General features: G+C 73.5%; 18 protein-coding genes. 7 read left to right on the forward strand and 11 right to left on the reverse strand.

The features are described 5' to 3' along the window. Window positions 1-192: 192 nt before the first annotated feature. The 4 genes from BSL84_RS24910 to BSL84_RS24925 all read left to right on the forward strand — a co-directional run bounded on the left by BSL84_RS24910 (window position 193) and on the right by BSL84_RS24925 (window position 5,437). Window positions 193-2,352, forward strand: coding sequence for a RecQ family ATP-dependent DNA helicase (locus BSL84_RS24910; protein ID WP_045322124.1), 2,160 nt, complete (start codon window positions 193-195; stop codon window positions 2,350-2,352). A 144-nt stretch (window positions 2,353-2,496) separates the two neighbouring features. Continuing rightward, entirely contained in the window at window positions 2,497-3,690 is a 1,194-nt protein-coding gene (locus BSL84_RS24915) for a serine hydrolase domain-containing protein (protein ID WP_199838744.1), read from the forward strand. A gap of 112 nt (window positions 3,691-3,802) precedes the next feature. Then, window positions 3,803-4,612, forward strand: a complete 810-nt coding sequence (locus tag BSL84_RS24920; protein ID WP_075971144.1) for an SDR family NAD(P)-dependent oxidoreductase — start codon at window positions 3,803-3,805, stop codon at window positions 4,610-4,612. Between the two features lie 72 nt (window positions 4,613-4,684). Then, window positions 4,685-5,437, forward strand: coding sequence for a TylF/MycF family methyltransferase (locus BSL84_RS24925; RefSeq protein ID WP_045324235.1), 753 nt, complete (start codon window positions 4,685-4,687; stop codon window positions 5,435-5,437). 91 nt (window positions 5,438-5,528) lie between these two features. On the opposite strand, the gene BSL84_RS24930 is transcribed toward BSL84_RS24925, so the two are convergent. Genes BSL84_RS24930 through BSL84_RS24945 form a run of 4 tightly spaced genes read right to left on the reverse strand, consistent with a single transcriptional unit; the run spans window position 5,529 to window position 9,224 of the window. After that, entirely contained in the window at window positions 5,529-6,455 is a 927-nt protein-coding gene (locus BSL84_RS24930) for an aromatase/cyclase (RefSeq protein ID WP_075971145.1), read from the reverse strand. 3 nt (window positions 6,456-6,458) lie between these two features. Then, window positions 6,459-6,716, reverse strand: a complete 258-nt coding sequence (locus tag BSL84_RS24935) for an acyl carrier protein (protein WP_030028307.1) — start codon at window positions 6,714-6,716, stop codon at window positions 6,459-6,461. A 34-nt stretch (window positions 6,717-6,750) separates the two neighbouring features. Continuing rightward, window positions 6,751-7,962 carry a ketosynthase chain-length factor gene (locus BSL84_RS24940; protein WP_030028306.1) on the reverse strand — a complete coding sequence of 404 codons (1,212 nt, stop codon included), beginning with the start codon at window positions 7,960-7,962 and terminating at the stop codon, window positions 6,751-6,753. Next, on the reverse strand, window positions 7,959-9,224 hold the full coding sequence (locus BSL84_RS24945; protein WP_030028304.1) for a beta-ketoacyl-[acyl-carrier-protein] synthase family protein: 1,266 nt from the start codon (window positions 9,222-9,224) through the stop codon (window positions 7,959-7,961). Before BSL84_RS24945 ends, BSL84_RS24940 begins: the two co-directional genes overlap by 4 nt. Window positions 9,225-9,390: 166 nt before the next feature. Here BSL84_RS24945 and BSL84_RS24950 point away from each other — a divergent pair, with 166 nt between their 5' ends. Then, window positions 9,391-10,527 carry a glycosyltransferase gene (locus BSL84_RS24950; protein WP_075972217.1) on the forward strand — a complete coding sequence of 379 codons (1,137 nt, stop codon included), beginning with the start codon at window positions 9,391-9,393 and terminating at the stop codon, window positions 10,525-10,527. Window positions 10,528-10,576: 49 nt separating this feature from the next. Here BSL84_RS24950 and BSL84_RS24955 read toward each other — a convergent pair whose 3' ends face one another. The 5 genes from BSL84_RS24955 to BSL84_RS24975 form a co-directional block, all read right to left on the reverse strand. Next, on the reverse strand, window positions 10,577-11,584 hold the full coding sequence (locus BSL84_RS24955; RefSeq protein WP_199838745.1) for an NAD-dependent epimerase/dehydratase family protein: 1,008 nt from the start codon (window positions 11,582-11,584) through the stop codon (window positions 10,577-10,579). Beyond that, window positions 11,581-12,195 (reverse strand): dTDP-4-dehydrorhamnose 3,5-epimerase family protein, encoded by a 615-nt coding sequence (locus BSL84_RS24960; protein ID WP_075971146.1) that lies wholly within the window; start codon window positions 12,193-12,195, stop codon window positions 11,581-11,583. Before BSL84_RS24960 ends, BSL84_RS24955 begins: the two co-directional genes overlap by 4 nt. Beyond that, complete coding sequence (locus tag BSL84_RS24965) at window positions 12,192-12,944, reverse strand: class I SAM-dependent DNA methyltransferase (RefSeq protein ID WP_045324233.1); 753 nt, start codon at window positions 12,942-12,944, stop codon at window positions 12,192-12,194. Before BSL84_RS24965 ends, BSL84_RS24960 begins: the two co-directional genes overlap by 4 nt. A gap of 270 nt (window positions 12,945-13,214) precedes the next feature. Then, on the reverse strand, window positions 13,215-14,339 hold the full coding sequence (locus tag BSL84_RS24970; RefSeq protein WP_075971147.1) for a DegT/DnrJ/EryC1/StrS family aminotransferase: 1,125 nt from the start codon (window positions 14,337-14,339) through the stop codon (window positions 13,215-13,217). Further along, window positions 14,336-15,700, reverse strand: coding sequence for an NDP-hexose 2,3-dehydratase family protein (locus BSL84_RS24975; protein WP_030036675.1), 1,365 nt, complete (start codon window positions 15,698-15,700; stop codon window positions 14,336-14,338). The genes BSL84_RS24970 and BSL84_RS24975 overlap by 4 nt, the downstream gene beginning before the upstream one ends. A gap of 286 nt (window positions 15,701-15,986) precedes the next feature. Between BSL84_RS24975 and BSL84_RS24980 the strand changes: the two genes are divergently transcribed. After that, entirely contained in the window at window positions 15,987-17,153 is a 1,167-nt protein-coding gene (locus tag BSL84_RS24980) for a serine hydrolase domain-containing protein (protein ID WP_079273284.1), read from the forward strand. A gap of 33 nt (window positions 17,154-17,186) precedes the next feature. Next, window positions 17,187-18,410 (forward strand): nucleotide disphospho-sugar-binding domain-containing protein, encoded by a 1,224-nt coding sequence (locus BSL84_RS24985; protein WP_199838746.1) that lies wholly within the window; start codon window positions 17,187-17,189, stop codon window positions 18,408-18,410. A gap of 100 nt (window positions 18,411-18,510) precedes the next feature. On the opposite strand, the gene BSL84_RS24990 is transcribed toward BSL84_RS24985, so the two are convergent. After that, complete coding sequence (locus BSL84_RS24990; RefSeq protein ID WP_030036685.1) at window positions 18,511-19,545, reverse strand: LLM class flavin-dependent oxidoreductase; 1,035 nt, start codon at window positions 19,543-19,545, stop codon at window positions 18,511-18,513. A 14-nt stretch (window positions 19,546-19,559) separates the two neighbouring features. Continuing rightward, the gene (locus tag BSL84_RS24995) at window positions 19,560-20,291 is read right to left on the reverse strand and encodes an SDR family NAD(P)-dependent oxidoreductase (protein ID WP_045324003.1); all 732 of its coding nucleotides are present in this window, start codon (window positions 20,289-20,291) and stop codon (window positions 19,560-19,562) included. Between the last annotated feature and the right edge of the window lie 49 nt (window positions 20,292-20,340).

The following is a 20,340-nucleotide window of genomic DNA, read 5'->3' on the forward strand; positions in this document are numbered from 1 at the left end:
CGTGGCTTCCGAGCATGCGGCAACGAGCAATTGACGGCGCCGACCGGAATTCGCCGGTATGCCGTTCATATCCTTGCCCCGCCACGCCGAGAACGACGCATCCGGTCTCCCGCGGAGCGCCGGCACCAGCGCGAACGCCTCCTTCGCGGGGCGAAGTGGCCGAGTGTCGTAGCCATCGGGTTGCATGGGGTCATGGACAACCAGGAGCTGCGCACCGAAGCCGACACGATCCTCGCCGAGCTGGTCGGCGACCCCGGGGGGTCGGCGCGGCTGCGTGAGGACCAGTGGCAGGCGGTGGCGGCTTTGGTGCGGGAGCGCCGGCGGGCACTGGTGGTGCAGCGCACCGGCTGGGGGAAGTCGGCGGTCTACTTCGTCGCCACCGCCCTGCTGCGCCGCCGCGGCTCCGGCCCCACGGTCATCATCTCGCCGCTGCTGGCTCTGATGCGCAATCAGGTCGAGGCGGCGGCGCGGGCCGGCATCCAGGCCCGCACCATCAACTCGGCCAACCCGGAGGAGTGGGACGCCATCTACAAGGAGGTGGAGCGCGGCGAGACCGACGTCCTCCTCGTCAGCCCGGAACGGCTCAACTCGGTGGACTTCCGCGAGCAGGTGCTGCCCGAACTCGCGGCCACCACCGGCCTCCTGGTGGTCGACGAGGCCCACTGCATCTCCGACTGGGGCCACGACTTCCGTCCCGACTACCGCCGGCTGCGGGCCATGCTGGCCGAGCTCGCCCCCGGCGTGCCCGTCCTGGCCACCACGGCGACCGCCAACGCGCGCGTCACGGCGGACGTGGCGGAACAGCTGGGCACCGGCGCCGGAGAGGCCTTGGTGCTGCGAGGCCCGCTGGAGCGGGAGAGCCTGCGGCTGGGCGTGGTCCGGCTGCCGGACGCCGCACACCGGCTGGCGTGGCTCGCCGAGCACCTGGACGACCTGCCGGGCTCCGGGATCGTCTACGCCCTCACCGTCGCCGCGGCCGAGGAGGCCACCGCCTTCCTGCGGCAGCGCGGCTTCAAGGTGGCCTCCTACACGGGGCGCACGGAGAACGCCGACCGGCTGCAGGCGGAGACCGACCTGCAGGAGAACCGGGTCAAGGCGCTGGTCGCGACGTCCGCGCTCGGCATGGGCTTCGACAAGCCCGACCTCGGTTTCGTGGTCCACCTCGGCTCGCCGTCCTCACCGATCGCCTACTACCAGCAGGTGGGCCGCGCCGGCCGCGGAGTCGAGCACGCAGACGTGCTACTGCTGCCGGGCAAGGAGGACGAGGCCATCTGGCGGTACTTCGCCGACACCGCCTTCCCTCCCGAAGCGCAGGTCCGGCAGACCCTCTCGGCCCTCGCCGACGCGGGGCGGCCCCTGTCCGTGCCCGCGCTGGAGGCGGCGGTGGACCTGCGGCGCACCAGGCTGGAGACCATGCTGAAGGTCCTCGACGTGGACGGCGCGGTCCAGCGGGTCAAGGGCGGCTGGACGTCCACGGGCCGGGAGTGGACCTACGACTCCGAGCGGTACGCGTGGGTGGCCCGGCAGCGGGCCGCCGAACAGCAGGCCATGCGCGACTACGTCAGCACGACGGGGTGCCGCATGGAGTTCCTGCGCCGGCAGCTCGACGACGAAGGCGCCGCCCCGTGCGGCCGCTGCGACAACTGCGCGGGCGCCTGGGCCGACTCCGCCGTCTCGGCGGAGACGCTGACGGGGGCGGCGAAGGAACTGGACCGTCCGGGGGTGGAGGTCGAACCGCGCCGCATGTGGCCCACCGGAATGCCGGCCCTGGGCGTCGACCTCAAGGGGCGCATCCCGGCCGGCGAGCAGTGCTCCACCGGCCGCGCCCTGGGACGGCTCTCGGACATCGGCTGGGGCAACCGGCTGCGGCCCCTGCTGGCCGAGAACGCGCCCGACGTGCAGGTCCCGGACGACGTCCTGAACGCCGCGGTGGCCGTCCTCGCCGACTGGGCCCGCTCTCCCGGCGGTTGGGCGCCGGACGTCGCGGACGCCTCCGCCCGGCCGGTGGGTGTCGTCGCCGTACCGTCCATGACCCGTCCGCAGTTGGTCGGTTCCCTGGCACAGGGCATCGCGGCCGTCGGCCGGCTCCCGTTCCTCGGCACGCTGGCGTACACCGGGCCGGGCGGAGCGCATGCGGCACGCCGCAGCAACTCCGCCCAGCGGCTGCGGGCGCTGTCCGGCGCGTTCACCGTGCCCGAGGACCTGGCCGGCGCGCTGGCCGGGGCTACCGGGCCGGTCCTGCTCGTGGACGACTGCACGGACTCCGGCTGGACCCTCGCGGTCGCCGCCCGGCTGCTCCGCAGGGCGGGCGCCGACCAGGTCCTCCCCCTGGTCCTGGCCTCGGCGGGCTGACCCGCCGACGGGCGTCCGGCCGTCCCCCTTCGGCCCCTGCCGCCCCGTCGCCGCTCAAGCGATGCGCGAGCGGCGGTTCGTAGAGAGACGGCAGCCGGCCGTCAGGAAGGAGGGCCGCACTCCCGACGCGAAGGACGGACCACTGTGCAGCACCATCCCCTGGCAGGCCTGGCCGAGGACGCGTTCGGCGAGGTCGCGCGCGTCTTCGAGGAGAACTTCACGGCGGGCGAGGAGCTGGGCGCGGCCGTCGGCGTCTACCACCGCGGCCGCCCGGTGGTGGACCTCTGGGGTGGCTGGGCGGATCCCGGGCGTACCGATCCGTGGCGTGCGGACACGCTGGCGGTCCTCGCCTCGCCGACCAAGGCCCTGGTCACGGCGGCCTTCCTGCACCTGGCCGACCGGCAGCGGCTGGACCTGGACGAGCCGGTCGCCGCGCATTGGCCGGAGTTCGCCGCCAACGGCAAGGCGGCCATCACCCCCCGCATGATCCTCACCCAGCGCTCCGGGATCGTCTGCCTGGACCACGCGCCTCTCACCCCCTCCGCCCTGCGCGCCCACACTCCGGTGGCCGAGGCGCTGGCCGCGGCCCGCCCCGAGTGGGAGCCCGACACCGCGCACGGCTACCACGCCACCACCTACGGGCACCTGCTGAGCGAACTCGTCCGCCGCCGCACCGGCCTGACCGCGGGCCGCTACTTCGCCCGCCACCTGGCGGGACCCCTCGGCCTCGACGCGTACATCGGGCTGCCCGCCGGCTCCGAAGCCCACCTCGCCACCATGCTGGAGTCCAAGGCGGAGGCCCTGATGGACGGCGCCGAACCGGGAACGGAGCTGGACATGCTGCGGGCCCTCGGCGACCCCGGATCGCTCACCCACCGGGCGATGATCGGCAGCATGCGGCTGTACGACGCCCTGGACCCGTCCGTCGAGGACCCCTCGTACGGAGGCCTGGCCGCGGCCGGCTCACTGTCCCGGTTGTTCGCCGCCCTGGTCGGCGAGGTCGACGGCATCCGCCTCATCAGCGCCGACCGCACCGCCGAACTGGCCCGCCCCCACTCACGCGGCACATGCGAGGTGGTGCTGCTGCCCAGCACCTGGGGCCTCGGCTTCATGCTTCCCGACAGCCCCGTCTTCCCGGCCTCCGCCGGACTCGGTCCGCGCGCCTTCGGCTTCGACGGCGCCAACGGCACCTTCGTCTTCGCCGACCCCGACCGCGAACTGGCCTTCGCGTACGTCCAGAACGCCGGCTCGCGCACCATCGGCCGCATGAACGACCGGGCCCACCGCCTCGTCGCCGCCGTGTACCGGTCGCTCGGGGGAACCGTGAGCGGGGCGTGACCCGAGGCGGCGCGAGGCCCGCGCTCTAGCGGTTTTCCAGGGCCCGTGAAGGGCGCTTTGAGCGGCCGCTGCGAGCGTGACGGCTCCCAGCCGACCCCTTCGCGGAGGAAACATGGCCAACGCCGGCGCCAACGCCCCTGCCCACACCGACGCACGCACCGCCCTCGTCACCGGAGCCACCAGCGGAATCGGCCTGGAGATCGCCACCCGGCTGGCCCGCGCCGGCCACCGCGTCTTCCTGGGCGCCCGCACCGCCGACCGGGTGGAGCGGACCGTCGCCGCACTGCGCTCCGAAGGGCTGGACGTGGACGGCCGGAGCCTGGACGTGACCTCCCGCGAGGACATCACCGCCTTCGTCCGGGCCGCGACCGAGCGCTTCGGCCCGGTGGGCATCCTCGTCAACAACGCCGGCCGCTCCGGCGGCGGCGTGACCCGCGAGGTCCCCGACGAGCTCTGGCTCGACGTCATCAACACCAACCTCAACAGCGTGTTCCTGATGACGAAGGACGTCCTCAACCACGGCGGCATGCTGGAGCAGGGCTGGGGACGGATCATCAACATCGCCTCCACCGGCGGCAAGCAGGGCGTCCTGCACGGTGCCCCCTACTCGGCGTCCAAGCACGGAGTCGTCGGCTTCTCCAAGTCCCTCGGCCTGGAGCTGGCCCGGACCGGGGTCACGGTCAACGCCGTCTGCCCCGGCTTCGTCGAGACCCCGATGGCCGCCCGGGTCCGTGAGACGTACGCCGGCCTGTGGGACGTCACCGTCGACGAGGCCCACGCCCGCGTCAGCGCCCGCGTGCCGGTCGGCCGGTACGTGCTGCCCGAGGAGGTGGGCGCGATGGTCGACTACCTCGTCGGCCCGGGCGCCGCCTCCGTCACCGCGCAGGCCCTCAACGTCTGCGGCGGCCTGGGCAACTACTGACCGGCCGCCCACCCCCTCCACACTTCCCGCGCGCACGCGCCGTCATCACGACCGAAAGGACACGCACCGCTCATGGAGAACACGGCCGAGCTGTACCTGGACCTGCTGGAAAAGGTGGTCACCAACCTCGTCTACGAGGATGCCCCGATCCCCAACGAGTGGTTCCCCGAGCAGGAGTTCCGCCCGGAGAACCGGGAGACCGGCACCGACTGGCCGAGCGTCGCGCACACCATGGTGGGCCTCAAGCGGATCCGCAACATCCGCACCCTCCTCGACCAGGTCGTCGCCGACGGCGTACCCGGGGACTTCATCGAGACCGGCGTCTGGCGCGGCGGCGTCTGCATCTTCGCCCGCGGCTACCTCAAGGCCCACGGGATCACCGACCGGACCGTCTGGCTCGCCGACTCCTTCGAGGGCATCCCGGACACCGGCGAGGACGGCCACCCCATGGACCGGGAGATGGCCCTGCACCGCTGCAACGGCGTGCTCGGGGTCACCGCCGACACCGTGCGGGAGAACTTCGGCCGCTACGGACTCCTCGACGACCAGGTCCGCTTCCTTCCGGGCTGGTTCAAGGACACGCTGCCGACAGCCCCCGTGGAGCGCCTCGCGGTGCTGCGCCTCGACGGCGACCTGTACGAGTCCACGCTGGACGCGCTCGACAACCTCTACCCGAAGCTCTCCACCGGCGGCTTCGTCGTGATCGACGACTACTTCATCCCGGCCTGCCGCAAGGCCGTGGACGAGTTCCGCGAGAGGCACGGCATCACGGACGAGATCGAGGCCATCGACGAGTACAGCGTCTTCTGGCGCCGCTCCGCCTGATCGGGCCCACGTCCTACGCACACGCCATCGGCCTCCAGGATCTCCCAGGATCCTGGAGGCCGATCGCGTGGTCAGGCGGTGCCCGCGACGGTCAGGCGGCGGCGGTGCGGGCCGCCAGCTCCAGCGTCGTACGGCTGTTCCTGCCGAGCACCTCGCGCAGGTGCCGGCGTGCGTCGGCCACCGTGGCCCCCGCACCGAGGACCGCCTCCACGGCGCCGGGGTCGATCACCACCGTGTGCTCGGCCGTGACCCGGGCGCCCGCCCCGGAGTCGGTGAACTCCCAGACACCGCTGTGCCCGAGCAGCAGCCGCGGCGGCACCAGCTGCTTGTAGGCGATCCGCTCCCCGGGGCGGCAGACGCGCACCGACCGGGTGGTGTGCGCCGCCCCGTCGGCGGTGACGGTGTCCATCTCCATCTCCTGCACCCCGGCGGCGTCCTCCGTCAGCTCCACCCGGCCCACATGGGGCAGCCGCTCGGGCCACAGGTCCGCGCGGTGCACGAACGCGTAGGCCTCCTGCGCGGTGCAGTCCAGGGTGACGGTGTCGGAGAAGGAGAACACCAGGTCGCCGGCGTCCGCGCCGAGTTCGGCGATGCGGGCCAGAGCCGCCAGTTCCAGCGGGCTGTTGCGGTCCAGCGCGGCGTTGATCCACTCCACGGTGTCCGGGTCGTCGCCGACCGCCGTGAAGTCGTGCAGCAGCACGATGTCCGTGCCGCCGTCCTCACGCACCTCGAAGATCCACTCACCGCCCATCGAGGCGATCGGCGCGGCGCTCTCCTCCTGATCGAACCGGATCCGCAGGTTCAGCGGGTCCAGGGTGCGGCGCGACACCCAGGTCTTGATCTCGCCCCCCACGGTGGCCCACAGCCGGAACCGCTCGAAGAGCTCGCCGCGCTCCAGGTAGTGCGCGGCGACGCTCGGCGCGAACACGGCCGGCCACCGGCCGACGTCGGCCGCGAGGTCGTACAGCGCCTGCGGCGGGGCGGTGGAGGTCAGGGTGTGCCGGGTGTGCCGACGCATGCCTCAGCCCGCCGCGGGGAGGGTGCCGTTGACGGAGTCCAGCAGCTCACGCGGGGTGGCGACCTTGTCCGGGACCTCCACCCCGTACTCGCGCTGGATGACGGCCGAGGTCTCCAGCAGCGCCAGCGAGTCGTAGCCCAGCTCCGTGAAGGCCGTGTCGAGGATGTCCCCGTCGAGCTGGCCGCCCTCGCTGCCGGCGGACTCCGACAGGATCCGGCGCAGGTCGTCCAGGGTCATCGTGGTGGTGGTCGGGTCGCTCATCGTTCCATCTCCTTGATCGTCACAGCTCGTTGCATCAGTGGTCGTACGTCCGGACGACAGCGGCCGAGTTGAAGCCGCCCGTGCCCCGGGCGAGGACGAGGGCCGTCGCCAGCCGCGCCTCCCGGGGGGCCTTGCGGACCACGTCGACGCCGTACTCCTCCGGCACGTCGTCGGTGTTCGCGGTCGGCGGGATCACGCCGTCGCGCAGCGACAGCAGCGCCGCCACCACGTCCAGCGGACCGCCCGCCGAGTGCAGCCGCCCGGTCAGCGCCTTGGGCGCCGTCACCGGGACGCCGTGGGCGCCGAACACCTCGCGCAGGGCCTCCGCCTCGCCCCGGTCCAGGGCGGGCAGGCCCGCCGAGTCCGCGAAGACGACGTCCACTTCGGCCGGGGCGGTGCCGGCCTCGGCCAGCGCGAGTTCGACGGCGCGGCGCAAAGCCGGCGGCCGCGGCGATCCGGGCGGCGGGTCGAACGTGGAGGCCTGCCCCGCGAGTTCGCCGTACACCCGGGACACACCGCGCCCGCGGGCCGCGTCCGCGTCCTCCAGGACCAGGATCGCGGCGCCCTCCCCGGGCACGTGGCCGCTCGCCGTCCGGTCGAAGGGCCGGTACTCGCCGGAGGCGGCCACCCGGCCACCCGACCACTGCGCGGCCCAGCCCCACGGGTCCAGCGCCGAGTCCGCGCCGCCGGTGACGACGAGCTTCGCCTCACCGCGGCGAAGGGACCGCCGGGCGTGACCGAGGGCGTCCAGCCCGCCGGCCTGCTCGGCGACGAGCGCCTTGCCCGGGCCGCGCAGCTGGTGGCGGATGGAGATCTGGCCGGTGTTGACGGCGTAGAACCAGGCGAAGGACTCGTACACGCTGACGAACTGCGGCCCCTTGGACCACAGCTTCGCGAACTCACGGTGGGTGAACTCGAAGCCGCCGAACGCGTTGGCGGTGATCACGCCCATGTCGTAGTCGGCGAGCGCGCCCGGGTCCACGCCACCGTCGGCCAGGGCCCGCTCGGCGGCGGTCAGCGCGAACCGGGTGGACCGGTCGGTCTGCGGCAGCAGCCGGTTCGGCAGGTGCGCCGACGGGTCGAAGTCCCGTACCTCGCCCGCCTGCCGGGCCGGATAGCCGGAGGCGTCGAACGCGGTGATGTCGGCGATGCCGCTGCGGCCCTCCAGGGTCGCGGACCAGAACTCCTCCGTGTCCGCTCCGTTGGGGGCGACCACGCCCAGCCCCGTGAACACCGTGGTCGTCATGACACTCCTTCCGGCCGCCGCAGCAGCATCGCGCTCTGGAAACCGCCGAACCCGCTGCCCACGGTCAGCACGGTGTCCACGCGCTGCTCGCGGGCGGTCAGCGGCACGTAGTCGAGGTCGCACTCGGGGTCGGACCGGTACAGGTTGGCGGTGGGCGGCACCACGTTGTGCTGCATGGCGAGCGCGCACGCCGCGATCTCCACGGAGCCGATCGCCCCCAGGGAGTGGCCCACCATGGACTTGATCGAGCTGATCGGGGTGCGGTAGGCGTGGTCGCCCAGCGCGCGCTTGAACGCGGCCGTCTCGTGCCGGTCGTTCTGCACGGTCCCCGAACCGTGGGCGTTGACGTAGTCGATCGCGTCGGGGTTCAGCCGCGACTGGTCCAAAGCGACCCTGATGGCCTCGGCCATCTCCCGGCCGTCCGTCTTCAGACCGGTCATGTGGTAGGCGTTGAGCCGCGTGGCATACCCGCTGACCTCGGCGTAGATCGTCGCGCCGCGCGCCCGCGCCCGCTCCAGCCCCTCCAGTACGAACACGGCCGCGCCCTCGGCCAGGACGAAGCCGTTGCGGGAGGCGTCGAAGGGGCGGGAGGCGTGCGCGGGGTCGTCGTTGCGGTTGGTGGTGGCCTTGATCGCGTCGAAGCTGGCCACCACGACCGGGGTGACCGGGGTGTCGGCCGCTCCGGCCAGCATCACGTCGGCGCTGCCGTCCGCGATCAGCTGGACGGCGTTGCCGACGGCGTCCAGCCCGGAGGTGCAGCCGTTGGACACCAGGGCCACCGGGCCCTCAGCGCCCACCGTCCAGGCGACCTCGGCGGGCATCTTCCCGGGGGTCAGGTAGTCGTACATGTGCGGTGACAGGTAGCCGGGATCGACCTCCCACTGCCGTCCGGCGTCGGACAGCACCAGGTACTCGCGCTCCAGGCTGGTCGCGGCGGCGACGGCGCTGCCCAGGCTCACGCCGACCCGGGACGGGTCGAGCGCTCCGAAGTCGAGGCGGCTGTCCGACACCGCGTCACGGGCGCAGACCACGGCGAGCTGCGTCGCCCGGTCCATTCTGCGGACCTCCCGCGGGGTGAGCCCTTCGGCCCCCGCGTCGAAGTCGCACTCGCCCGCGAGCTGGGAGCGGAAGGGGGTGGGGTCGAAGAAGCTGATCCGGCGGGTCGCGGTACGACCCGCGGCCAGCAGGGACCAGAACTCCTCCGTGCCGCTTCCTCCCGGTGCGCGCACCCCCATACCGGTTATCACGACACGACGGGACATCGAATCGGTTTCCTTCTCGAAGAGGTACTCGGTGGGACCGGGAGAAACCCGGCCGGATCTCTTGGTAGGCGCAGGCGGTCAACCTCGGCTCAAGGGGCGCTAGATGTGCGCTCAGGACGGACGGGGGTCCAGCGGTTCTCTAGTGCCGCGGGGCAGCGTCCGTGCGATGAAGATCCTCTTTATCACCGGGGGGAGTCCGGCGACCGTCTTCGCCCTCGCCCCGCTCGCCTCGGCGGCCCGTCTCGCCGGCCATGACGTCCTCGTCGCGTCCCCGCAGGACATGGCCCCCTACGTCACGGGCACGGGGCTGCCGGTCCTGCCCGTCACCGACGGGACCATGCGCCGGTTCATGTTCGAGGACCGCGCCGGGCGCGAACTGTCCATCCCCGACGACCCGCAGGAGCGGATCCGCTTCAACGGGGAGGGGTTCGGACGCCTGGCCGCCGCCTCGCTGCCCCGGCTGCGTGCCCTGGCCGCCGACTGGAGCCCGGACCTCGTGGTCGGCGGGTCGCTGTGCTACGCGGCGGCCCTGCTCGCCCACGAGCTCCGCGTTCCGTGGGTACGGCACACCTGGGACCTCGGCGAGCCGCCCGGGATGGACGCCGGGGCGGCCGCCGAGCTGTCCGCCGAACTCGGCGGGGCCGGCCTGGAGGGGCTGCCCGTGCCAAAACTCTGGGTGGACATCTGCCCGCCGTCGCTGCGCGCCGCGGACCTGGCCCCGGGCCCGCGGCAGTCGATGCGGTTCGTCCCCGCCAACCTGCGCCGGCCGCTGGAACCGTGGATGCTGCGCAGGCCGGACCGGGCCAGGGTGTGCGTCACCGCCGGGAGCCGGGTCTCCGGGCCGGACGGGGTGGCCGAACTGGTCGACCTCGCCCGGACGGTGGAGGGACTCGACGGGGAGCTGGTGGTGGCCGCCCCGCAGGACGTGGCCGACGCGCTCACCGAAGCGGTGCCCGGAGTCCGGGCGGGCTGGTTCGCGCTGGACACCCTGCTGGCCACGTGCGACCTGATCGTCCACCACGGCGGCGGACAGACCGCCATGACCGCCCTGCATGCCGGCGTGCCCCAGCTGCTGGTCCCCACGATCCCGAAGATGCTGGAGCCGTGCCGCCGCATCGAGGCCCGCGGCGCCGCCGTGGTGCTCGCCGACGGTGAGCAGTCCGGTGCCCGGATCGCCCGCGCGGCGGGCACCCTGCTGGCGGGCCCCGGCCCCCGGGAGCGGGCAGCGGAGATCGGGCGGGAGATCGCCGCGCAGCCGGCCCCGGCACAGGTGGTCTCGGTACTGGAATCGCTGCGGGCGTGACCCGCACGTACGCGACGGCCCCGCCCGGCCGGGCGGGGCCGTCGTCGGCTCAGGTCCGGTGCCCGGCCCGCGCCTCGCGGGCCACGGCGCTCACCGTACGGTCCAGGGCCTCGTCCAGGGCGGTACCCGCCCGCCACCCCGTGGCGGCCGTGAAGGCCGAAGGGTCGACCTCCAGACTGCGGAAGTCGGTCGGGTCCGCGTGCGCGGGCGGCTCCACCGACACCACCGGTACCGGCTCGGCTCCCGTGTGGCGTGCCACGGCGCACGCCACCGCGCCGAACACCTCGCCCAGCGGCAGCGCCCGGCCCGTACCGACCAGGAAGTGGCGGCCGGACAGCGCCTCGGCGTGCCCCAGCGCCGCCGTGAACGCCCGGGCGGCGTCCTCCACGTACAGCAGGTCGCGGCGGACCGTGCCGTCGTGCCACATCGTCAGCGGCTCCCCGGCCAGCGCCCGCCGGATCATGGTGGACACCACCCCGCGGTCGTCGGCCGTCGGGCAGCCGGGCCCGTACACGGGCGGCAGCCTGAGGCTGACGGCCCGCGCCAGGCCCTGCGCCGCGGCCTGCTTCAGCAGGGACTCGGCGGCGTGCTTCTGCCGGTCGTAGACCCCTTCCGGGCGGTCCGGCTCCGATCCGTCGATTCGCTCGGCCGCCACCCGCCCCACCTGGGTGTTGCTGCCCGGGAACACGACGGCGGGCGGGCCCGTACGGTCGGAGGGCCGCTCGGCGAGCACCGCCACCAGGTCCCGGACCAGGCCCACGTTGACCCGCTCCGCCTCCTCGTCGTCCTCGGACAGCCGCCAGCCCGACGCGCCACGGATGCGCGCGGCGAAGGGCAGCACGGCGTCGGCGCCCGCCACCGCCCGGGCCAGGACGTCCCGCGAGGTGAGATCGCCCGTGAGCACCTCCACCCGCCCGGCGATCCCCTCCGGGAGCGGGACCGGCCGCCGGGAGACCGCGCGCACCCGGACGGTACGGTCGGCGGCCAGCGCCCGGACGACGGCCGAGCCGAGGAAGCCCGACGCCCCGAGCACCACCACCCGCGCCGGCGCGCTCACCGCCCGCCTCCACCGGAGGCGCCGGCGCCGGACGGCACGCAGTCGGCGTACGACGGCAGCAGCCCGGCCTCGCGGGCGGCGGCCAGCGTCGGCGCCACCCGGTCGCGCTCGGACAGCACCGGGTCGCTCCCGCCCGGCAGCTCCAGGCCGAGCGCGGGGTCCAGCGGGTGCACGGCCCGCTCCCGGTCGGCCCGATAGGCCGCCGACAGCAGGTACACCATCACGGTGTCGTCCTCCAGCGCGGCGAACAGGTGCCCCACGCCCGGCGGCAGATAGAGCGCGGTGCCCGCCTCCGGGGAGAGCTCCACCCGCTCGCTGCGTCCGAAGGTGGGCGAGCCGAGCCGGAGGTCGACCACGACGTCCAGGGCCCGGCCGCCGGTGCAGAGCACGTACTTGGCCATCGACCCCGGTGTCGCCGTGTAGTGCACCCCGCGCACCACTCCGCGGCGCGACCGGCTGGTGCTGACCTGGGCGACCGGGAACAGCGGGCCGCCCAGCGCCGCGCCGAAGGCGGCCTCCTGATGCGGTGAGCGGAACGAGCCGCGCTCGTCGTGGAAGACGTCGGGCTCGAAGGCGTACGCGCCCTCGACCGCCAGCTGACGGGCCTTCACGCGACACCGCCGGGCCGGGTGGCGACGAACAGCCCCGGGCCGTAGAGCTCGTGCCGCACGTACGAGGGCTCCAGACCGGCCCGCAGGAAAGCGTCCCGGTACTCCGTGCGCTCGAACAGGGTCATGACGTGCGTGTCGGTGAAGTGCTCGATGCCGGCGAGGGGGTCGGCGACGGTGTAGTGCACCTCCATCCGGCTGTTCCGGCCGTCGCGGACGGTGTGGGAGACCCGGGAGATGGTGCGCTCCCCGGACCGGACCACGTCGGCGCCGACCCAGCCGGGCCGGAAGCTCTCCGGGCACCACCAGGGTTCGACGACGAGGACGCCGCCGGGCTCCAGGTGCGCGGCCAGGTTCGCGATCGCCGCGTCCAGGTCGGCGGCGGTCTCCAGGTAACCGACGGAGCTGAACATGCACGTCACGGCGGAGAAGGTGCGGCCGAGCCGGAAGTCGCGCATGTCGCCCTGCGTCAGCGGGACCCCGGGGTTGAGGCGGGCGGCGACGGCGAGCATGTCGGCGGACAGGTCCACCCCGGCCGTGTGGCCGAAGTGGCCCGCGTGCTCGGCCAGATGGGAGCCGGTGCCGCAGGCGACGTCCAGCAGCGACCCCGCGGCCGGCGGCACCGGGGTGCGCTGCCCGACGAGTTCGCGCACGACGGCGGCCTCGGCCCGGTAGTCCTTGCCGCGGCCGTGGTAGAAGTCGTGGTAGACGTCGGCGCGGTGGTAGATGAGGGTGTCCGTGCTGGCGGGCATGGTGTGCCTTTCGATCGGGCGGTGGGAGCGGCGGCTAGGGGGTGTCGTCGAAGTAGCGTCGGCCGCTTGCGAGGGACCTTCGCGGTCACAGCACTGGGGCGTGTTGCGAAAGTCCCGTCTGGCTCGCGGCGCCTGGCACGGCACCTCGCCGCGTTGTCGGGATCGCCCGCGTACGACCGGTACGCGGGCGACCCTCCGCCTTGCGAGGCACCGCACCAGACACCGCGAGCACCGCCCTGCGGGCGGACGACGCCACTTTCGCAACACGCCCTAGAGGGCCCGAAGGACCTCGTGGAGCGCGTCGATGACCTTGTCCTGCACGGCTTCCGGCAGCGACGGGTACATGGGCAGCGAGAAGATCTCCCCGGCCAGCCGTTCGGTGACCGGCAGCGAGCCGGCCTCCACACCGAGGTGGGCGAAGCCGCGCATCGTGTGGACCGGCCACGGATAGCTGATGTTGAGGGAGATGTCGTAGCGCTCCTTGAGGGCGCTGAGGATCTCGTCGCGGCGCGGGTGGCGCACCACGTACACGTAGTACACGTGCTCGTTGCCCGCGGCCGTGGCGGGCAGGGTCAGCCCGCCCGCCCCGCACAGGTCCGCGAGCCCCTCGGCGTAGCGCCGCGCCACCCGTCGCCGGCCCGCGACGTAGGCGTCGAGCCGGGTCAGCTTGCGGCGCAGGATCTCGGCCTGGACCTCGTCGAGCCGGCTGTTGTGGCCGGGCGTCCGCTCGACGTAGTACACCTCCTCCATGCCGTAGTACCGCAGCCGGCGCAGCGCGCGGTCGGTGTCGGCGGACCCGGTCAGGACGGCCCCGCCGTCGCCGTACGCCCCCAGCACCTTGGTCGGGTAGAAGGAGAACGCCGCGGCGTCGCCCATGGTCCCGGCCGGAGCCCCGTGGTGCCGGGCGCCGTGGGCCTGCGCGCAGTCCTCCACGATCGCCAGCCCGTGCCGGTCGGCCAGGCGCCGCAGCGGATCCATGTCCACGCACTGGCCGTACAGGTGCACCGGCAGCAGCGCCTTGGTTCGCGGGGTGATCGCGGCGGCCACCTGGTCGGTGTCCATCAGGTGGTCCTCGGCGCGGACGTCGACGAAGACGGGGACGGCGCCTGCCGCGTCGATCGCGACGACGGTCGGGGCGGCGGTGTTCGACACCGTGACGACCTCGTCGCCGCGGCCGACACCCAGGGACTCCAGTGCCAGCTGGACCGCGTTGGTGCCGTTGTCGACGCCGACGCAGTGGGGCAGGCCGTGGCGGGCGGCGAACTCGGCCTCGAACCCGCGCACGCTCTCGCCCAGCACCAGCCGGCCGCTTGCGAAGACCTGCTGGACGGCGTCGAGGATGTCCTCCCGCTCCGCCTCGTACTCCGGCAGGTAGTCCCAGACATGGGTGGTCACTCGTCGTCCTCCTTGTAGAAGCCCGCGAACGTCAGCAGGCTCCGGGCCTCGACGTTCAGGTGGTTGCCGTAGCGCACGAAGTCGGTGAGCTGGCGCAGGGTGATCCAGGCGTAGTCGTCGGGCACGTCCAGCGGGAAGCCGTCCGCGGCCTCGACCAGCAGGTAGCGGTTCTGCGCGTGGTAGAAGCGGCCGCCCTCCTCGGAGTGGACCCGGTCGAAGCGGATCCGCTCCGGGGGCGCGTCCAGCACCTCCGCGAGGAACCGCGGCCGGCGCTCCTCGGGCAGGCCGCGGTAGCTGTCGGGCTGGCACTGCACGGTCGGGGCCATCTCCACGCCGTCGAAGCCGCCCGTCTCCGTCCGGGCCTGCATCAGGACGTGCAGCACACCCCCGATCCGGCGGACCAGGAAGGCGATGACGCCCTGGCTGCGCGGTTCGAACATGGGCTGGTGCCAGCGCGCCACCTCCCGGCTGTCGGTCTCGACGGACACCCCGATGACGGCGAAGTGCAGGTCCCGGTCGTGGACCACGGCACCGTCGCGCCGGTTCCACCCGTCGACCTTGGTGAGCGGGATCAGCTGCCGGGTCAGCGTGCAGCGGTTCTTGGCCTCGGTGAACCAGCTCAGCAGGTGGGTGGTGTCGTGCAGGGCCACGTTGCCGGGCGCCCAGGACCGGGCCAGCGCGCCGCGGAAGGTGTCCGCGACCAGGTCGGCGTCGCGGTCGCGCCAGGAAGCGGCCCCGGCAAGCACCGTGCGGGTGTCCATGTTGACCAGGTTCGGCTCGCGCAGCAGCAGGGCGATCTGCTCGAAGTCCAACCAGCAGAAGTCCTCCAGCACGGGGACGTCGACGTCCGCGTCGACCTGCACGATCATGTTGCGGTTGCGCTTGGCCAGGAACCAGGACGCCTGCTCGGACTGCAGGACGTCCGACAGGACCCGCCCCGAACGCGGCGCCGTGAAGTACTCCAGGTAGGGGACCGACCTGCCGCCGTGCGCACCGGTGAAGTTGGAGCGGGTCGCCTGCACGGTCGGCGAGAGCTGGAGGCCGTTGACGTTGCCCGGCTCCATCTTGACCTGGAGCAGGAAGTGCGGGACGCCCGCGAACTCCTTGACCAGGATGCCGAGGACGCCCTGCTCGGGCTGGACGATGATCGGCTGCTGCCAGGCGCCCACCTCCCGGCCGGAGTCCGCGACGTCCAGCCCCTCGACGGTGAAGAACCGCCCGGTGCGGTGGACGAGGTTGCCGGAGTCGGGATCGGTGCGCCAGCCGTCGAGGGCTTCGAGCGGGATCCGATCCACCCGGTAGCCGTGGGCACGGCGCCGCCCCGCGTACCAGTCATGGAATTCAGCTATGCCGGAGAACACGCGGCCACCCTTCCGTGCGGAGAATCCCGTCCCATTCCCCGGAAGAATGCCTGCTTTCCGAGGAGAACAGCCTTTGTGCGGAATCGCATGGCGCCGATCCTGCCAGACGATTTTCCTTGTGGTCACCCCGCGCGGGCTTCTGTATTCCTTTACGAGCGGGACATGACCGGTATTCGAGCGGGGCCCGAGCGGCGGTCGGATCATCACAGGTCGGAGCCGACCGAAAGCCGCCCCGGGGCCCACCCGAGCGGGGTGGCGGCACCTCCCTCGCGAAGGACGGAAGACTGTGCAGCAATATCCCCAGGCAGGGCTGGCCGAGGACGCGTTCGCCGACGTCGCGCGCGCCTTCGAGGAGAACTTCGCGGCGGGCGAGGAGGCGGGCGCCGCCGTCTGCGTCTACCACCGCGGCCGCCCGGTGGTCGACCTCTGGGGCGGCTGGGCCGACCCCGACCGCGCCGACCCCTGGCGGGCCGGCACCGTGGGCGTCCTCGCCTCCCCGACCAAGGCGCTGGTCACCGCGGCCTTCCTGCACCTGTGGCAGGAACAGGGCCTCGACCTGGACGAGCCGGTCGCCGCGCACTGGCCGGAGTTCGCCGCCAACGGCAAGGCGGCCATCACCCCCCGCATGATCCTCTCGCACCGCTCCGGCGTGGTCTGCCTCGACCACGCCCCGCTGTCGCTGGCGGCCCTGCGTGCCCACACTCCGGTGGCCGAGGCGCTGGCCGCGGCCCGCCCCGAGTGGGAGCCCGACACCGCGCACGGCTACCACGCCACCACCTACGGGCACCTGCTGAGCGAACTCGTCCGCCGCCGCACCGGCCTGACCGCGGGCCGCTACTTCGCCCGCCACCTGGCGGGACCCCTCGGCCTCGACGCGTACATCGGGCTGCCCGCCGGCTCCGACGCCCACCTCGCCACCATGCTGGAGTCCAAGGCGGAGGCCCTGATGGCCGGCGCCGACCCCGGTGAGGTCGTCGAGCTGCGCGACCCCACCACGCTCACCTACCGGGCGACCATCGGCAGCATGTCCCAGGATCCGGCCGACCCGGCCGTCGAGGACCCCTCCTACGGCGGCCTCGCCAGCGCCCACGCCCTGGCCCGGCTCTTCGCCGCGCTCGTCGGAGAGGTCGACGGCATCCGCCTCATCGGCCAAGGCCTCACCGCCGAGCTGGCCCGACCGCACTCCAGCGGCACCTGCGAGGTCATGCTGACCCCCCTCACCTGGGGGCTCGGCGTACAGCTCGCGGACAGCGCGGTATTCCCCGCCGACGCGGGCCTGAAGAATTCCTTCGGGCTGAGCGGGGCCAACGGCGTCTTCACTTTCTCCGACCCCGATCGCGAGCTGGCATTCGGATACGTGCCGAATATGGGATCCGCGGTGATGGGCAGCATGGACGGCAGGGTCCGCAGGCTTGCCGAGGCCGTTTTCCGCAGCGTCGACCGAATTCTGTGAACCATCACACCGTCCGAATCTGAAGGAGTCCTCATGCGGATCCTGTTCCCCGCCGCGCCGGGATACGGGCTGATGCTGCCGCTCGTGCCGCTCGTCTGGGCGGCGCGCGCGGCGGGCCACGAAATCCTGGTCGCCACCACCGCCCACATGGCGAAGGCGGCCGCCTGGGCGGGAGCGCCCGTGGTCGACGTGTTCCCCCTCCGCGACGTCGGCGAGGACCTGGTCGCCGGACCCGCCGCGCCCGGGTGCGACGACGGTCCCGGACTGCCCGAGGGGTACTGGGAACTCGCCCGCGCCATGCGGCCGTTCGAGCTGTTCACCCTCGCGATGACGCGGGGCACCGTCGAGGCTGGCCGGGACTTCGGTGCCGACCTCGTCGTCTACTGCTCCGACCACCAGGCCGGCAAACTGGCCGCCGTCGCCCTCGGCGTGCCCGCACTGGAGGTCGGCAACCGGGTGTCCTGGTCGATGCGCGATCCGGGGGTGCGCGAGGCCGCGCGGACCAACGCCCGCTTCGGTGTCGTCGCCGACGACAGCCCCGTCGTCCTGCGGCTGCGGGAGGAACTCGGCCTCGGCGAACGCGAACCGGACCTCCTCGGCCGGATCGACCCGCGCGCCCCCAGCCTCGGCGGCCTGGAGCACGAGGAGGCCGACCCGCACGACGGCGTGCCCTGGCTGCCGATGCGCTACGTGCCGTACAACGGCGGGGCCGTGCTGCCCGACTGGGCACTGCGCAAGGCCGCCAGGCCCCGCATCTGCCTCACCCTGGGCACCGTCGCCCCCCTGCTGCCGGGCGGCACCGACGCCCTACGGCTGCTGATCGACGCGCTCGCCGCGCTGGACGCGGACGTGGTCCTCGCCGACGACGAGACCGACCTGAGCACGCTGGGCCCGCTGCCCGCCAACCTCATCCCGGCCGGCTTCGTACCGCTCTCCGGGATCCTGCGCGACTGCGCGCTCGTGGTCCACCACGGAGGGTCGGGCACCACCGCGGCCGCCCTGCACTACGGCGTGCCGCAACTGCTCGTCCCCAGCGGCGCGGACAACGAACTGTGCGCCCGCCGGGTGACGGAGCGCGGGGTGGGCCTCGCCGTGGCACCGGCGACGGCTGACCCCGCCGGGATCGCAGCGGCCGCGGCGCGGCTGCTGACGGAGGAGTCCTTCCGGCACGCCGCCCGCCAGGTCCGCCAGGAGATGGCCGGACAGCCGTCCCCGGCCGAACTGATCGACCGGGTCACCGCAGGCGTGGCGGCCTGAGGGGCCGGTGTCGCGGTGCGCGCGCGAACGCCCGCGGGCGGGGCACCCCTTCAGGTGCCCCGCCCGCGTTCCGTCATCTCCCGCGGTGCCCGCCGCGGCGTCAGCCGCGCACACCGGACCGGTCCAGTGCGGCCATCGCCCTTTCCAGCACCGTGATCCGCTCCTCGGTACTGCCGGCCATCGAGGAGATCATGATGCCGAGCGTGGTGACGCCCGCCTCCGCGTACTGCCGCATCCGCTCCGCGACCCGCTCCACCGGCCCGGTCAGCGCGGTCAGCTCCACGAACCCGGCCGGCACCGCCGCCGCGGCTCCCGCCCGGTCTCCCGCGCGCGCCAGCCGGCCCACCTCGGCGGCCCCCGCCCCGAAGCCCAGCCGCGTCGCCAGCGCGATGTAGAAGTTCCGCTCGGGCGCCCCGATGCCCATGAGGTAGGCGTAGTGGGCCCGCAGCAGGTCGACGCACGCGCCGGTGTCCTCGCCGATCGCAGTCGCCAGGCAGGGCATCACGTCGAAGCCGGCCATCGGCTTCCCGGCCCGCGCCCGGCCCGCCTCGATGTGCGTGACCGACTCGGCAACCTGCTCGGGAGCGGCGAAGACCCCGATCCACCCGTCGGCGATCTCCCCGGCCAGCGCCAGGTTCCCCGGCCCGACCGCCCCCAGGTACACGGGTACGGGCGCACCCGCCGGTTCGGTGATCACGTGCAGCGGTGCCGCGCCGGAGCCGGAGGAGGGCAGCCGGTAGTGCCTGCCCTCGTAGCGGACCGGCTCACCCGTCAGGGCCCGCCGTACGATCTCCACGTACTCGCGGGTGCGGGCCAGCGGCTCCGCGAACGGGACCCCGTACCAGCCCTCCGAGACATCCGGGTTGGACACTCCCAGGCCCAGCCGGAACCGGCCGCCCGAGAGCGACTGGAGGGTCGCGGCGGTCAGCGCGGCCAGTGCCGGGCTGCGGGCGGGGATCTGCATCACGGCGGAGCCGAGCGCGATCCGCCCGGTGCGCCCCGCGACGAGCCCGAGCACGCTGGCGGCGTCCGAGCGGTAGCCCTCGGGGGCCAGCGCCACGTCGTAGCCGAGCCTTTCGGCCGCCACGGCCAGGTCCGCGGCGCCCTGGTAACTCAGGTTCACGCCAAGCTTCACGGTCTGTCGTCCTCTCAGATCAGCAGGTGGGCGCCGCCGTCGGCCAGCACCACCTCGCCGGTGGTGTAGGCCGCCCGGTGCAGGCCCACCACCAGCTCGGCGACGTCTTCCGGGGTGCCGGTGCGGCGCAACGGCACGGCCTCGCGCACCCGCTCGCGGATCTCGGTGAAGGTCTCCGTCCACGGGGTGTCGACGAGCCCGGGGGCGATGGCGTTCACCCGCACCTCCGGGCCGACGGAGGCCGCCAGCAGCCGGGTCATGTGGTTGACGGCGGCCTTGCTGACCGCGTACGGGATGGAACTGCCGGCGGGCCGGACGCCGGCGACGGAGGAGATGTTGACGACGTGGCCGGCGCCCGACGCGCGAAGGAGGGGCATCGCGGCCACGGTCGTCTGCCAGGTTCCGACGACGTTGACACCGAGGATGGTGCGCCACACGTCCCCGGTGACCGCATCGAGATCCGCGTGGGGGATGCCCCGTGTGACGCCGGCGTTGTTGACGAGCAGGTCGAGGGCGCCGTACTCCCCGGCGACCTCGTCCAGCAGCCGCCGCACCTGCTCCTCGTCGGAGATGTCGGCCTGGACGAAGCGCGCGTCGGGCAGGGACTCGGCCAGCCGGCGGCCCGCGTCGGCGCTCCTGGCGGCGTTGACCACGACCGTCATCCCCTCGGCGGAGAGTCTGCGGGCGACGGCGGCCCCGATCCCGGACGAGGATCCGGTCACCAGGGCGACGGTTTTGCGGGACATGGCGGGGGTTTCTCCCTTCGGAGGGGGACCGGCCGGCGCGGGGCGGCCG

It is taken from the genome of Streptomyces sp. TN58 (genome assembly GCF_001941845.1).
Lineage (GTDB): Bacteria > Actinomycetota > Actinomycetes > Streptomycetales > Streptomycetaceae > Streptomyces.

Bases quoted from the DNA above. Each gene is read 5' to 3' on its own strand.
- BSL84_RS24910 (WP_045322124.1), top strand. From the start codon at position 193: ATGGACAACCAGGAGCTGCGCACCGAAGCCGACACGATCCTCGCCGAG.
- BSL84_RS24920 (WP_075971144.1), top strand. From the start codon at position 3,803: ATGGCCAACGCCGGCGCCAACGCCCCTGCCCACACCGACGCACGCACC.
- BSL84_RS24925 (WP_045324235.1), top strand. From the start codon at position 4,685: ATGGAGAACACGGCCGAGCTGTACCTGGACCTGCTGGAAAAGGTGGTC.
- BSL84_RS24930 (WP_075971145.1), bottom strand. From the start codon at position 6,455: ATGCGTCGGCACACCCGGCACACCCTGACCTCCACCGCCCCGCCGCAG.
- BSL84_RS24935 (WP_030028307.1), bottom strand. From the start codon at position 6,716: ATGAGCGACCCGACCACCACCACGATGACCCTGGACGACCTGCGCCGG.
- BSL84_RS24940 (WP_030028306.1), bottom strand. From the start codon at position 7,962: ATGACGACCACGGTGTTCACGGGGCTGGGCGTGGTCGCCCCCAACGGA.
- BSL84_RS24945 (WP_030028304.1), bottom strand. From the start codon at position 9,224: ATGTCCCGTCGTGTCGTGATAACCGGTATGGGGGTGCGCGCACCGGGA.
- BSL84_RS24950 (WP_075972217.1), top strand. From the start codon at position 9,391: ATGAAGATCCTCTTTATCACCGGGGGGAGTCCGGCGACCGTCTTCGCC.
- BSL84_RS24965 (WP_045324233.1), bottom strand. From the start codon at position 12,944: ATGCCCGCCAGCACGGACACCCTCATCTACCACCGCGCCGACGTCTAC.
- BSL84_RS24985 (WP_199838746.1), top strand. From the start codon at position 17,187: ATGCGGATCCTGTTCCCCGCCGCGCCGGGATACGGGCTGATGCTGCCG.
- BSL84_RS24995 (WP_045324003.1), bottom strand. From the start codon at position 20,291: ATGTCCCGCAAAACCGTCGCCCTGGTGACCGGATCCTCGTCCGGGATC.